The following is a 12,161-nucleotide window of genomic DNA, read 5'->3' on the forward strand; positions in this document are numbered from 1 at the left end:
AGCGCCCCCGCCTCCGGCAAACCCGGAGAACGGGGGCGCTTGGTTATGGTGGTTGTCTACTTGCTGGCGATTTTCCGGACGCTAGCACCGGAGTCAACCTCGGGCAGGCCGGCGATGCTGGTCAGCACGCTCAGCACGGCGGCCAGGGCCGCGGTGCCGGCGATCAGGCTCCAGTCCACGCCGCCGATGGTGGCTGCGCTGGCTGGGATCGCGGCCACGGCGGCCTGGGCGGCGGTCTTGACGGCGCGTACGCACGCGGCCCGCGCCCAGTCGGCCAGCGAGGATGCTGCCGGCGGGTCAGGCTGGTTGGCTGTCGCGTGTTGGGGCATGGTGTTGGTCATGATGGTCTCCTTAGAAGGGGTTGGCGTCGGATATGGCGAGTTGGAGGCGGTCGAGGGGTTCGCCGAGCATGCCGGCCCAGCCGTCGTACGCGTCGTAGGTGCTGCCATCGTCGCAGCACACGTCCAGCCAGCCGGCCCTCGCGGCGGTCTGCGCGCGGTAGTAGACCTGGCTGACTAGGCCGTCGGGGCTGGTGTAGTAACACTGCACCCCGTCGATGGCCTGGCCGGGCACGCCCGCGCATCCGTTCACGGTGTCGTTGATGTCGCCGTGGTCGATCCAGTCCAGCCAGTCGCGCCCGGCGTGGACGCGGTAGCGCAACTGGCCTCGGTCCACGCGGATGGCGAGCAGGTCGTGGCTCGTGCAGGGCAGACCCGCATAGCCGTCAGCCCCCAGGCCGAAATCGGTGACCTCGGGCAGCCAGCCGCCGCCGGCCACACGCAGTCGATAGTGGATGGGGACCGTGAGCGGCCTGGTGGGGTTGGTGTCACCGCTGGAGGCGGGAGCCGTCGGCTCGGGGCGACGGTCGGGCCGTGGGGGCGTGGACCCAGTGTCGGGCAGGCCACGGGCTATCCGGTCGATGCGTCCAAGGTCATACGTGCCCGGGCAGGCGGTGTTGAACCAATGATTGTGCGGATGCAGGGGCAGGTCACCGTAGGCGGCGCGCAGGTCGCGCACCAGCTCCGCGATGGTTTGGTAGTCGCCGTCCGACTGGCGCGGGTTGCACTCGATGCTGATGGACTTGTCGTTGCCACCGGAGCCGACGCCCACCCCATCGCCGCACGCCCAGGCCCGGTCCCCGGGGGCGACCAGGCAGGCCACGCGGCCGGCCTCGGCGACGTAATGCGCCGACGTGCCGCGAGCGCCGGACGTGAAGGTTTGGATGACGCCCTCGAAGGTGGGGTTGGAGGCGGGGTCGCCCCACCAGTGGATGGTGATGGAGTCGATTCCGTAGGGCCGGCCCGGCGTGTAGCACGCCGCGTCGTATTGGGTGATGTCCTGGTAAGCCATGATGGCTCCCTTCCGATAGGTGAGGCCGTCCCTGGGATTAGGGGCGGCAAAGGTGTTGCGGGGCCGATCACGCGGCCAGCACGAGGATGGCGAGCAGGAGGCGCAGGAGGCGGTCCAGGGCCATGCCAGCCAGCCAGACCAAATCGGTGAGAGCGACGCCCGCCAGGGCCATGCCGGCCAGGAGGGTCAGGGCGATGGCGGTGATGGTGCGGCGTCTCATGCGGGCCCTTCCTGGTGGTAGGGGTGGTCGTCGGACACGTTGGCCACCATGATCTGTCGGTGCAGTTCGGTGCCGGTGCCGTTGCCTCCCAGAGCGTGGTAGGCGTCGTAGACCTGGTCGGCCTCGTCCTTGATTTCGACGGGCATGGGCCGGCCTGCCTGGACGAAGCGTTCGTGGATGGCGACCAGCTCGCCTTTCATGAGGGCGCGCATCCCTTGCTCCATCGCTTTCTGTCGGTCGTCCTGGGCCTGGGTCTGGCGTTGGGCTTTGAGCTCCTTGTTCTGCCGGTATTGCAACCAGCCCACCCAGATGAGGGCTGCGCTGTTGATGAGGGCCACGATGATTGCGTCGGACAGGTCGATGGGCATTAGGGGTACCTTTCGCTGGGTGGAAACCCACACGGCCCAGCCTCCGTAATGAGCCTGGGCCGTGTGGGTTTCTGATGTTGTTGTGTGGGTTACGAGAGCGGCCTGCGCCGGCATATCCTGCCCTTTCGCCGCGGCCTGTTTGTTGGCTTGTGATGGGATTACAACGCCCCCCAAATGCCGGTCAGGGGCACCGGGATCACGGCCTCCAGCAGCGTCTGCATAAGCTCGGACATGAGTGATGCGGATCCCCCTTACACGGCGGTCAGCGGGTTATACGAGAACTGGGCGTTGTAGAATTTGTTGTCGTTACTCGCGCCGAAAATGTCGCCAACCCAGGTGAAGTCCCTGCCATCCCACTTGCCCTGCCACACCAGGTTGTCGTCGGTCAGGCCCGTGAAGGTCGTCCACACGCCCAGACGGGAGGCGTTGTCGATCCAGAACAGCAGCCGGGCACCGGAATTATGCTGGGGCCGCCCCGCGCGTATGCGCGCGTGCAGCACTCCACTGGTGAGGACCGCCGAACCCCCAGCTCCGGTGATGTTGTCCGTGCCCGCCACCAGGCGCAGCTCCCGATCCCGCCACATGGTGTCGCCGCCATGCAGGACCGCCGACGCGATCAGCCTGCCGAACGTGTCCGCCAGGGCGTCGCCCGGGTGGATGTCCACATAGCCCGGGTCCGCGATCCCCCACGACCAGGCCCCACGCACCGTCTGCACCTGCGGCACCTGCACCGCGGCCCGCATCGACCGGTCGTACACGCGCCTCAGCTCGTTGGTCGGCCAGGACGAGTCCCACATCGCCGGCACGAACACGACCTGCGCGCCGGGGAACAGGTCCACTGCATGCTGCAGGGTCGCCCGGATCGCCTCCTGGTAGGAATCCTGGCCCGACACGCTGCCGTCGTTGCGCCCGCCGCCGATCAGCACCACCGCCACCCGGTCCAGGCTGTCCTGCAGGTCCGCCGCGGCCGTGTCCAGCTGCGCCGTGAACCGGTCGCCGGAACCGCCCAGCATGCCCGACCCGCTCACCGCGTAGTTACGGCACTCCAGGCCGAGCATGTCCGCGCAACGGCGCGTCATGCTCATGGTCGCCTGGTTGGAGGTACGGAAGCCCGCCATGTACGAGTCCCCGACGCCCACCAGGATCGTGCGGGGCGTCACCAGCCCACCATGCCAGGCCAGGAGTGCGTCCTGCGTCCTCGACCCCTTCCGCCCGATCAGGCCCGCCAAGGCCGCATCCGCCTGCAAGCCCGCCTGGTCGGCGAACGCCTCCGCCTCGTCACGCGCCTTGACCGCCTCATCCCTCGCCTGCCGGGCCTGTGGGGTGATATCCCCCACAGGCCCTGGAATCCCTACCGTCTTCTTATCTGTAATCTGATCAACCACAAACAGCTCCTTCTATATGTCAATCTTCTAAAGTCCAGTAGCCCCAGCCCAGAATTTCCGTGACCCCAGCTCGACTGGCGATAATCTTCCACGCTCCCATCCGTCGGGCCTGCCATGCCGCGCCAGTAAAAGCGTCAGGCGGCACATACACGGCCGCCAATCCATCTACCCCGTGCGCGTCACATCCTCGCTCATACCAGAACTGCCCGTCTAGGGAGAGCATCTGATAGGAGCATTGCCAATCTGAGAGGTCTACCGATTCGAAGGGCCCATTAAGCTTGGACTGTCGCTGCCAGCGAGCGCCGATACGGTTTGTTGCGCCGCGTAGGAGTAGGATGTCTTGTCTGCCTATGTTTTCAGCTAGTACTCCGTTACCCATAATGCTCCTCTCAGGTTCGCATGAATTGCGTGTAGGTGTTGAGTCGGGCGGTGTTGGTGGCGAAAGCTGGGTAGCTGCCGTTGAGGCCTTGCATCTGCAGTACTACGGAGATGCTGCTGGGTAGGGCAGTATATTCCTTGTTGGCTGTCAGGCTGCAGGTAATCATGATGAGTTTGTCTGCGACTGTGGTTGGTACGCGTTCTGAGAGCATGACATCGGTGTTTACGAGTAGTCTTGCCAAGCCTATTGGCGCGCCTTGTGGGTTTTCGCCTGATACGTTTGCGTTTACTGAGACTTGTAGCACGCACCTGCTTGTGCCTTGTGGTACTGGTATTTCCAGGATTACTACGGTGGACCAGGTAGTGTTTAAGCCGAAGTTTGACGTGTTCTTTTCCTGGATGTCAATCACTGGCTGCGATTCAAGTAGTTTCTTGATCTGTTTCTGCTGCTCATCCAGTCGCTTCGTGACCTGACCGAGCTCGGTGCCTGTGGGCCTGTTCGCTTCATCTTTTTCGCGCTCTTGGCGGCGCTGGCGGCGGTCGCGGGCGAGGAAGCCGTCAAGGTTGCCTGGCTGGTATTTGCCCATGATGTTTATCCTTCCGTTCTGGTGCGTGCCTGCAGGTCGAGCCAGTCGCTGTCGGATGATCCTTTCACATCGGTGATCTTTAGGTGCAAGACCCTGTCTCCTAGGAAGTCGTCCTCAACTCGTACGTCGGCCCAGTCGCCGACGTGCACGGGGTATTCCTCGCCCACGGACAGGCCTATGGTCTCGTTCATGCCGGTCCCGTACCAGGCTTGCGCTGTGGCGTAGTGCTTCAGGGTCGCTAGCTCGGAGACAGTGGTGTGCTCGCTGTTCTTTGTCTGCAGGACGGGCCAGCCGTGACTGGGTAGGTCATTACGGGTAGCGCGAGCCATGACGGTTTTGTCGGAGCTTTTACCGCCCATAGCCCACACGTCGGAGCACATGCCTGACCCGTCTTCCTGATAACCGGTCAGGCGCACCCGCTGACCGGGAACGGATGCAGTCCACTGCCAATGCCTGTCAGCCAGGTCGGGAGTGGCCTCGAGAGCGAAGCTTAAGCGCCCGGCCATGTCCACTGTCGGGCGGAAGCGGATCTCGTCGCCGTCCTGCAGGTCAGCTAAATCGGATAGACGGTCAGCCACTGTGGCTAGGTCCCACCCGTAGTAGGTGCGGGTATGGTCGCCGCCCTGCTTGCTGGGCAGGGTGATAGGCAGGCTGCCCCATTTCAGCGCCTCGCTCACTAGGCCGGCGGCGATGTCGCGGTAGGAGCCGGTGAAGGTCATCGCCCAATGCCCGGCGGGATGCTCCTCGTCCACGAGCACGTCGCCGTCGTGGAAGGCATCGTCCAGCGCGTGGTCGAGGACGAGCCTTTTACCTAGGAGCGTCCAGCCGCCGCCGACGCTGAGGGAGAGCTTGCGGCTGGCTGGATCCCACTTCCTTGATGTGATGACCCCAGCATGCTTGACATCAGATGGTGCGCGCTGTACAGCCAGCAGGGTCTTCCACGGCCGCAGCATCTCATAGAGCGACGCCCCTTGTGAGCTCACTGTCATGGTAGAGCCCATAGTCACATCCACTTGCATCTGGCCAGGCTCCGATATCGAGTCCGACCAGCTGCATGCTGCATACGGTAGCCGGCCTAAATGGTTGCCAGTCTGCGCAGAGTAGGCGTGCACCGTCAAAGGCGCATTCATTTCTGTCACCTCCAAGCAGGTCGTAAAGATACAGTGAGCTGACCAGCACCTTGAGTTTGCACGCTAATATTGCTGATACCTGGGGGCAAGGGGAAGGCATCGTCATAGGTGACCAGGCCTTGAGAGGGATTCATGCTCGCGAAGGCTAGATCCATAGGAGCCGTGCTGCCACTCCAGCTCACCTTGCGGCCAGCTAGGCTGAGCGTCCACCCGGTAATCCCTTCTGCAGACACTGTCGGCCAGGTAGGAGCAGACCCCGCGTTCTCCACCTGCGCGACACCATGCGAAGCTTCGACCTGGACGCGTGGCCCGTATTTGAGAGGGTCAGGACAGTATACGACCAGACTGAATGTCATCGATTGCAGGCTGACCAGCAGCGTAGATCCTGGGTCATCAGCCAGCCAGCCGGTCAGCTCTCGCCAGCCCATAGCATCCTCAACCCTTACCGTCAGCGGCTGGCAGGCGAGCGCGTTGATACGGTCTACGAGTCTGGCGAGGCTGAGTGAGGACCGTTGCGCTGTTGCACAGCGGATAGTGAGGGTGCGTGACTCTGAGGTTAGGCGCGCTGGCCAGTAGGAGCCATCTTGCTGGGGTATGGCCTGGGCGGTCTCCCGTGGTTTCGGAGTGCCGGTCAGACCATCTATACCATCCTGTCTAATCCACGCGTCAGCCCGCTGGTCGAGTCGATTATCGGTTAGGGTCAGGGTGTCCTGACCGGTGATGAGTTGGATTCTCATATATCACCCCCATCTGCTTACAGCTGCCTCAGCTCGGGTATCGAACATGGCGAACAACAGGTCCGGGTCGGTGCCTCGGGCGTCGATATCCACGGTGACCTGAGCACCAGAATTTGATGCTTGGTCAGGCCCATTGGGGTGCGTGAGGTTGGTGGATGCGGCATCCATTGAGAGAGTCTGATTGCTCAGGGTGAGACCAGCGGCTAGTTTGTCAAAACTATGGTTGACGGTGGCTTGGCTGTCGGAGATGCCTAGGGCCATGCCTCGGCCGATCATCACGCCCACCTGGTCGCGGAAGACCCGTGATGGCGAGTGGATGCCCAGCTTCTCCTTGACCCAGTTCAGGGCGTTTCCGGCCGCGTCGGCCGCGGCCTGGGCCAGTTGTTTGGCGGCTCCGGAGAGTCCGTCGACTATGCCTTTGATGATGTTTATTCCTACTTCGCCCCAGTTGACCTGCGCGAAGCCGTTCTTGATGCCGCTGATGATTTGCGGCAGGGCCGCGAGCAGCTTCGGTATGGCTTGGACCAGGCCGCTGGCCAGGGTGATGATGATCTGGATGCCGGCCGAGATGATCTGCGGCAGGTTCTGCGCCAGCGTGTTGACGATGCTGGCTATGATCACTGGTATCTGGGACACGAGTTGGGGAAGGGCGTTAACCAGTCCGTTGATCAGGGACAGGAGCACTTGGACCCCTATTTGGATGATCTGCGGCAGGTTCTGGGTCAGCGTCGTGATGATCGCGTTGATGATCGTGGGTACCTGCGCCACTAGCTGCGGGAGAGCATCCACCAGGCCTTGGATGAGGCCGAGCAGGATGTTCATTCCGCCTGTCAGCAGCAGAGGCAGCAAGGTCGTCAACGATGTCAGGATTGTGCTGATAAGTGTGGGTATTTGCTCAGCGAGCTGAGGCAATGCGGCCACCAGGCCTTGGATGATGCCGTTGAGCAGCTGCATGCCCGCCGACATGATCAGAGGCAGCTGCTGCACCAAGGATGTAATGAGCGTCATGATCATGGTCAAGGCCGCGGGGATGATCTGCGGCAGGTTCTGCGCCAAACCTCGCACGAGCGCGGCTATGATCTGCGCAGCCCCGGCGATAAGCGAGGGCGCGGCCGTGGTTATGCCGTTCAGCAAGCTGACCACCACCTCGGACCCGGATGCCATGATCTCGGGAAGGGCGTCTAGGATTGTCGCCGTGAAGTGTCCGATCATCGCGGGTGCTTGCTTGGCGATGGAGTCGATTGCAGTGGACAGGCCTCCGTTCATGCCCTGATCAAGCAGGCCCAGGCCGGCGACCAGGCCGGCGATGATGGCCCCGATGCCGAAGAATTTCAGGAAGTTCCCCGGGGCGAAGAAGTTGCCGACCATGCTGCCGACTTTGCCTAGGCTTGATTGCAAGGGGCCTGCGATGATGTCCCCCAGGCCGCCGAAGAGGTTGCCCACGCCTGACGCCAGCGGGGCGAAGGCCCCCTTGATGCCCTCTCCCACCCGGCCGAAAGCGGCTCCGATTTTGCTGTCGCCCAACGTGTCGAACGCGGAAGAGAACCCTTGCCCCAAGCGTGTGGAGAACACCTTGAGATGCAGATCGGCTGTACTGGTCAGTTTGCCGAATCCGGTGCCGATGGATGACCCCAGGCCGGCAATCGTACCGCCGATTCTCGTGTCAGCCAGCTTGGAGCCCAAACTGCGGAAGGGGGCGGTCAACCCGTCCACGCCTTTGCCGATGCGGTTCAGGGCGTTGGCGAACGGGTCGCCATCGATGGTCATGGCCTCGCGTAGATCCTTGTTGAAATAGCCCTTGAACTGCTGCAGTCCACCCATAGCCCCCTGCAGGCCTTCCGGCAGACCCTTGACCTTGCCCAGCAGGTCGCTGATGCCTTTGTCGCCAGCGTGGCCCAGCTTGTCGAACGCTCCGCTGATGGTCTTGACGTTGCCGCCCACCCCTGCGAGCACGCCGAACCCGCCGGCGAGCGATGCCAACTTGCTTGCTATGTCGCCGATGCTGGTGCTGCCGCTGTTCAGGCTTGCGGTGTAAGCGTCAAGGATCTTGCCGGCGGTGGCTATGGCTGGTGCCACGAAACTGCCGAAATTGTCGGCCAGTGGTTTGAGCGCTTTGGCCGTTGCGTCGATGGCGGGGTTGAGTTTGTTGAGGACGTCTCGCATCGCGTTAAGGACAGGCGTTTGGAACTCTTCCCCAAGGCGTCCCATAGCCGCGTGCATGTTCGCCATCGCGCCCTGGAATGTAGTGCCTGCGGCCTGCGCCGCGCCTCCAAGTCCTTCCTGTATGGCGTCCGCGAAGGTTTGGAAGTCGATTTTGCCGGATGAGACCATGTCGGAGACTTCGGCGCTGGTCTTGCCCAGGTGCTTGCCCAAGAGTTGGAGGACGGGGATGCCGCTGCTCATCAGCTGCAGCATGTCGTCGCCTTGGAGTTTGCCTCGTGCGGCGACGGATCCGAAGATGGTGCCGATGTCGGTGAGGCTGCGTCCAGAGACCTGAGCGGTGTCGGCCACGGTTTTAAGCACATTGGTCATCTGGCTGCCGGATTTGATGCCGGAGGCGCTCAGGCTTGCGGCCACCGTGGCGGCGTCGCCAAGTCCGAATGCTGTGCCTTTGACGGCGGTGAGCGCATCGTTCATGATGCCGCTCACATCACCGGCTGAGTGGCCGAGGCCTTTGAGTTTGGCCTGTGCGTTCTCGATGGCGAGGGCGCGTTCGAAGCCGCCTTTTGCTGCGAGGCCGGCGATGCCGCCGGTGATGGTGCCTATGACGCCGAGTCCGGTTTTGCCGATCTTGCCGAAAGCCCCGCCCACCTTGCTGATGAGGCTGGTGGAGCCGTGCTGGCTCGCCTTGTCGATGCTGTCGCCCAGGTCGCCTTCGATTTGCCGGCCGAAGCCCCTGCCGGAGGGTTCGACCTGGACGTATACGGTTCCCACATCCTGTGCCATCGGTAGTGTCCTCGTAATTCTGTTGGGCCCGATGGCGGTCGGGTTAGTTGGATATGTGGAAGGTGTCCTGGAGGTGTTTTCGCCGTTCCAGCCGTTCCCGGCGTTGCCTGGTGCCCTCCATATGGTCCAGGCGGAAGGGATCAGCGCGCTGGTCGGTCCAGGGCCGGTAGCCTTTGCGTTTGAGCCGCCCTTCGAGTTCCATCTGGTCCCAGAGGGCGATCTCGGCTCCGGTGGGTATGTATGACCATCCGGAGAGCGCCGCGTAACTGGAGCTGGTGTGGTCGCGAAGGATCTCGCGCGACAGCATCCAGGCACGGCCGAAACCGATGTTCGGCCTGGGTTTAGGCTCGGGTGACGCAAGCCAGTCAGACAGGGTCGCCGGTCGCCATATCAGCCGGTAGCGGCGCAGCCAATCGGCGTCTAACGCTCCTCGGTACTGCGCGTGGAGGACGAGGAGGTAAGCGCTTTTGGGTCGATTCCGCTTTCGGCGGCCCAGGCTTTGACGATGCCGGTCAGCCACCCCATGGCATTGTCGGATCTGCGCAGCCGGTTCCATAAGGTGGGGTGTATTTGCTCGAAGTAGGCGAGGAAGACCGCCATTGCCTGGTATTGCTCCTCATCGGAAAGGACGACTTTGCTTTTGAGGATGAAAATCATCTGGATGATTTCCAGCGGCAGTTCAGCCTTGCTGTTCAGATTGGGCAGGTCGAACTTCAGCCCGAGCGCTTCCAGGTGCACGTCGGGGTATTCGGTATCGTCCTCTTCGATGTCGGGTTCGACGATCGCGTATTCGGGTTTATCGCTCATGGCGGTCTCCTTGTGTCTTTTGGTATGTGATGTGGCGGCCGGTGGGCGGAAGAGGGGTCCCGCACCGTGGGACCGCCATCCTGCGGTGCGGGAAGATTCAATGAGGCCTGTCAGGCCAGGCCTTCGGATGCGCCGGTCTCCGGGGCGTCCTGATCCGTTTCAAATCGTTCGGTGTCCGGACCAGGGTCGGCTGCGGGCCCGCTGGTGTTCCCATCCTGGTTCGCGGCGAGGTTTTTAGGCCGCGCGGCCGATGGCAGGATGCCGAAGGCGTGGAACTGGTAGCCGTCCTTGCCTTTGAGCATGGAGAGGGTGATGTTGTACACCACGTTGTCTGTGTCGCTGAACGGCAGGTCGTCGCGGTCGGTGACTTTCGCGCGCTGCCCGTAGACGACGATCGGGTTCTCGTGCTGGTCGAGCGCGACCAGCACCCAGCTGAACTCCTCCGGGGTGCTCGCGTCCTTCACGTGCAGCGCGCCGTTTTCATCGGCCTTGGTGCCGAAATACGCCTCCACGATGTCCTTCGTGGATTCGATGCCGGGGATCTGCAGCGTCCAGTTGCCCGGCGCGGTGTCGGTGATGACCACGTCGCCGTTATGCGCCTTGATCTCGGTCGTGTCCCCCGGTTCGGGATGCAGGACGGCACCGTCCTCGGCGTTGTACCCCACCGGCCGCTTGCCGGCCGGCGGCGTCCAGTCGACCGATGCTGGGGGAGTGAAGCTCTCGTCTTTACGGAACAGGTAGAGCGCGTAATCCTTGATGAGTTTGACCAGATCGGCGTTGTTGCCGCTGGATACGAAGTCTTTTACAGCCATAAGCCATGTGCCTTTCTATGATTTTTTTTTGGCTGAAAGGGCATGTGGCGGCATGCTCGTTGATTGGTCAGCTGACAGCGGCCTGCATGAGCAGGACCGCATAACAGTAGATTGGGGATGCATCACCGTCCGCAAGACGCATGGGGCCGGCATCCAGTTTCGCGCTGACGATGGGCGGCCTGCAGCCCTGCATGGTGATGGTGCGGATGATGTCGGCGGCCAGATGCTGCTCGGCGGCGAAATCGCCGCTGCCATCGTCGCGGCGGACGATGACGGTGAGCCTCACCCTCACCCATTGCGTCACCGGTGTAGCCAAGCCTTGGGGGTCGCCGACCAGCACGCACTCACGAGGAGGATCGTCACTGTTGCGCACCGACCCGAAACTGACATCAGGGTATTCGCCCCTCAGCAGTGGCAGCAGCGTCTCTTCAGTCCTGACCGGATGCACAGGAGGATTGAATACGCTCATATCCGAATCCTTCCCAATGTCTGGGTGAGAGCGCCATTGACGGACTCGTTCTTCGCATCAGTGATGACCGTCACGCCGTTTCGCGTCCTGCCTTGGGTCTGGTCGCGCACCTTGATGCGGCCGCGCGGATTGGAACCTACGGCTTTCACGCAAGCGTCATGAGTGACCTGCTGTATCCCTCGGGATTTCAATACTTGGTCGCTGAAGGCCTTGCGGTTGAACACGAATTTCGCTTTCCCCATCGGTCACTCCCTGCGTTTGACGGTGATGACATCGCCGACATGCCGCCCCTGCCGGTCTACCCATACGGCCGGGTCGCCGTCAACCGGCAGGCGTTCGCCGCGCACCCCGATGAGGTCCGTGGCGGTGACGCCCGTCGGCTGCTGCGAGCGCACGTACAGCGTGTAGGCGTGGGCGACGCCCGGTGATGTTTCGGTTGGCGTTTCGGGTGTCGTGATGGGTGCCACGAGCGCCTGTAGGCTGCCGATTTTGACCAGTGGCTCTTGGATGGTGTTGCCGTCCGCGTCTTTGGCGGGTTTCCCGCGCCAGATGTCAATGGTTTCCATCGGTAGCCTCGCACATGTCAATCGAAAACGCCTGCTGTTTGGCGACGCCCAGGTCCCTGAGTTCCTCTTTGGTGAGGTAGAGGTTGCCATCAGGATTGCTCCATGAGTAGCTGTTGGCGAACGGTCCAACCGTTTCCGAGGTCTGCGAGACACCGCCGGGCACGCCGGCCGAGTCCTGTTGCATGGCGCGTTTGACCATCGCGCAGCAAATTCGTCTGAGCGTGCGCATGTGGGTTTCGATCCACATGGTGTCGTTGGTTTCGGGCACGCGCTGCCGGATTTTGTCGCTTGCGTCGTCCAGGAGTTCCATGGCTGACCGGGTTTCCGCGTCCGTCAGCTCATGCCATCGCTTGGCCAGGTCGTCGGTCGTGGCGAACGGTTTCGGCTCGTCGGTGTCGTCGTCCAT

General features: G+C 62.7%; 16 protein-coding genes. 1 reads left to right on the forward strand and 15 read right to left on the reverse strand.

The window, feature by feature from the left end; genetic code table 11:
- Nucleotides 1–56: 56 nt before the first annotated feature.
- The 7 genes from AB656_RS01005 to AB656_RS01035 form a co-directional block, all read right to left on the reverse strand.
- Nucleotides 57–341 carry a holin gene (locus AB656_RS01005; protein WP_201777332.1) on the reverse strand — a complete coding sequence of 95 codons (285 nt, stop codon included), beginning with the start codon at nucleotides 339–341 and terminating at the stop codon, nucleotides 57–59.
- 10 nt (nucleotides 342–351) lie between these two features.
- Nucleotides 352–1,350, reverse strand: a complete 999-nt coding sequence (locus tag AB656_RS07770; protein WP_051905216.1) for a peptidoglycan recognition protein family protein — start codon at nucleotides 1,348–1,350, stop codon at nucleotides 352–354.
- A gap of 67 nt (nucleotides 1,351–1,417) precedes the next feature.
- Nucleotides 1,418–1,570 carry a hypothetical protein gene (locus AB656_RS07900; protein WP_156097180.1) on the reverse strand — a complete coding sequence of 51 codons (153 nt, stop codon included), beginning with the start codon at nucleotides 1,568–1,570 and terminating at the stop codon, nucleotides 1,418–1,420.
- Nucleotides 1,567–1,938 carry a hypothetical protein gene (locus tag AB656_RS01015; protein WP_033504620.1) on the reverse strand — a complete coding sequence of 124 codons (372 nt, stop codon included), beginning with the start codon at nucleotides 1,936–1,938 and terminating at the stop codon, nucleotides 1,567–1,569. The genes AB656_RS07900 and AB656_RS01015 overlap by 4 nt, the downstream gene beginning before the upstream one ends.
- 251 nt (nucleotides 1,939–2,189) lie before the next feature.
- Nucleotides 2,190–3,323: an SGNH/GDSL hydrolase family protein gene (locus AB656_RS01020; RefSeq protein WP_033504619.1), complete on the reverse strand. Its 1,134-nt coding sequence runs from the start codon at nucleotides 3,321–3,323 to the stop codon at nucleotides 2,190–2,192.
- A 389-nt stretch (nucleotides 3,324–3,712) separates the two neighbouring features.
- The gene (locus AB656_RS01030) at nucleotides 3,713–4,288 is read right to left on the reverse strand and encodes a hypothetical protein (RefSeq protein ID WP_033504617.1); all 576 of its coding nucleotides are present in this window, start codon (nucleotides 4,286–4,288) and stop codon (nucleotides 3,713–3,715) included.
- Between the two features lie 5 nt (nucleotides 4,289–4,293).
- The gene (locus AB656_RS01035) at nucleotides 4,294–5,277 is read right to left on the reverse strand and encodes a hypothetical protein (protein ID WP_144418894.1); all 984 of its coding nucleotides are present in this window, start codon (nucleotides 5,275–5,277) and stop codon (nucleotides 4,294–4,296) included.
- A 500-nt stretch (nucleotides 5,278–5,777) separates the two neighbouring features.
- On the opposite strand from AB656_RS01035, the gene AB656_RS07905 reads away from it, so the two are divergent.
- Nucleotides 5,778–5,924: a hypothetical protein gene (locus AB656_RS07905; protein WP_156097181.1), complete on the forward strand. Its 147-nt coding sequence runs from the start codon at nucleotides 5,778–5,780 to the stop codon at nucleotides 5,922–5,924.
- A gap of 234 nt (nucleotides 5,925–6,158) precedes the next feature.
- Here AB656_RS07905 and AB656_RS01045 read toward each other — a convergent pair whose 3' ends face one another.
- The 8 genes from AB656_RS01045 to AB656_RS01080 all read right to left on the reverse strand — a co-directional run bounded on the left by AB656_RS01045 (nucleotide 6,159) and on the right by AB656_RS01080 (nucleotide 12,161).
- Entirely contained in the window at nucleotides 6,159–9,101 is a 2,943-nt protein-coding gene (locus tag AB656_RS01045; protein ID WP_051905218.1) for a tape measure protein, read from the reverse strand.
- A 43-nt stretch (nucleotides 9,102–9,144) separates the two neighbouring features.
- On the reverse strand, nucleotides 9,145–9,408 hold the full coding sequence (locus AB656_RS01050) for a hypothetical protein (protein ID WP_033504614.1): 264 nt from the start codon (nucleotides 9,406–9,408) through the stop codon (nucleotides 9,145–9,147).
- 113 nt (nucleotides 9,409–9,521) lie between these two features.
- On the reverse strand, nucleotides 9,522–9,908 hold the full coding sequence (locus AB656_RS01055) for a hypothetical protein (RefSeq protein WP_033504613.1): 387 nt from the start codon (nucleotides 9,906–9,908) through the stop codon (nucleotides 9,522–9,524).
- Nucleotides 9,909–10,018: 110 nt separating this feature from the next.
- Nucleotides 10,019–10,720, reverse strand: coding sequence for a phage tail tube protein (locus AB656_RS01060; protein WP_193786710.1), 702 nt, complete (start codon nucleotides 10,718–10,720; stop codon nucleotides 10,019–10,021).
- 67 nt (nucleotides 10,721–10,787) lie between these two features.
- Nucleotides 10,788–11,189, reverse strand: a complete 402-nt coding sequence (locus AB656_RS01065; RefSeq protein ID WP_033504612.1) for a hypothetical protein — start codon at nucleotides 11,187–11,189, stop codon at nucleotides 10,788–10,790.
- Nucleotides 11,186–11,431, reverse strand: coding sequence for a hypothetical protein (locus AB656_RS01070; RefSeq protein WP_033504610.1), 246 nt, complete (start codon nucleotides 11,429–11,431; stop codon nucleotides 11,186–11,188). The genes AB656_RS01065 and AB656_RS01070 overlap by 4 nt, the downstream gene beginning before the upstream one ends.
- A 3-nt stretch (nucleotides 11,432–11,434) precedes the next feature.
- Nucleotides 11,435–11,755, reverse strand: coding sequence for a hypothetical protein (locus tag AB656_RS01075; protein WP_033504609.1), 321 nt, complete (start codon nucleotides 11,753–11,755; stop codon nucleotides 11,435–11,437).
- Entirely contained in the window at nucleotides 11,742–12,161 is a 420-nt protein-coding gene (locus tag AB656_RS01080) for a Gp19/Gp15/Gp42 family protein (RefSeq protein ID WP_033504608.1), read from the reverse strand. Before AB656_RS01080 ends, AB656_RS01075 begins: the two co-directional genes overlap by 14 nt.

It is taken from the genome of Bifidobacterium actinocoloniiforme DSM 22766, from assembly GCF_001263395.1.
GTDB classification, from domain to species: Bacteria; Actinomycetota; Actinomycetes; order Actinomycetales; family Bifidobacteriaceae; genus Bombiscardovia; species Bombiscardovia actinocoloniiformis.

What these genes read in the sequence shown, in the direction of transcription:
- AB656_RS01005 (WP_201777332.1), bottom strand. Translation starts at nt 341, where the DNA reads ATGACCAACACCATGCCCCAACACGCGACAGCCAACCAGCCTGACCCG.
- AB656_RS07770 (WP_051905216.1), bottom strand. Translation starts at nt 1,350, where the DNA reads ATGGCTTACCAGGACATCACCCAATACGACGCGGCGTGCTACACGCCG.
- AB656_RS07900 (WP_156097180.1), bottom strand. Translation starts at nt 1,570, where the DNA reads ATGAGACGCCGCACCATCACCGCCATCGCCCTGACCCTCCTGGCCGGC.
- AB656_RS01015 (WP_033504620.1), bottom strand. Translation starts at nt 1,938, where the DNA reads ATGCCCATCGACCTGTCCGACGCAATCATCGTGGCCCTCATCAACAGC.
- AB656_RS01030 (WP_033504617.1), bottom strand. Translation starts at nt 4,288, where the DNA reads ATGGGCAAATACCAGCCAGGCAACCTTGACGGCTTCCTCGCCCGCGAC.
- AB656_RS01035 (WP_144418894.1), bottom strand. Translation starts at nt 5,277, where the DNA reads ATGACAGTGAGCTCACAAGGGGCGTCGCTCTATGAGATGCTGCGGCCG.
- AB656_RS01045 (WP_051905218.1), bottom strand. Translation starts at nt 9,101, where the DNA reads ATGGCACAGGATGTGGGAACCGTATACGTCCAGGTCGAACCCTCCGGC.
- AB656_RS01050 (WP_033504614.1), bottom strand. Translation starts at nt 9,408, where the DNA reads ATGCTGTCGCGCGAGATCCTTCGCGACCACACCAGCTCCAGTTACGCG.
- AB656_RS01055 (WP_033504613.1), bottom strand. Translation starts at nt 9,908, where the DNA reads ATGAGCGATAAACCCGAATACGCGATCGTCGAACCCGACATCGAAGAG.
- AB656_RS01060 (WP_193786710.1), bottom strand. Translation starts at nt 10,720, where the DNA reads ATGGCTGTAAAAGACTTCGTATCCAGCGGCAACAACGCCGATCTGGTC.
- AB656_RS01065 (WP_033504612.1), bottom strand. Translation starts at nt 11,189, where the DNA reads ATGAGCGTATTCAATCCTCCTGTGCATCCGGTCAGGACTGAAGAGACG.
- AB656_RS01070 (WP_033504610.1), bottom strand. Translation starts at nt 11,431, where the DNA reads ATGGGGAAAGCGAAATTCGTGTTCAACCGCAAGGCCTTCAGCGACCAA.
- AB656_RS01075 (WP_033504609.1), bottom strand. Translation starts at nt 11,755, where the DNA reads ATGGAAACCATTGACATCTGGCGCGGGAAACCCGCCAAAGACGCGGAC.
- AB656_RS01080 (WP_033504608.1), bottom strand. Translation starts at nt 12,161, where the DNA reads ATGGACGACGACACCGACGAGCCGAAACCGTTCGCCACGACCGACGAC.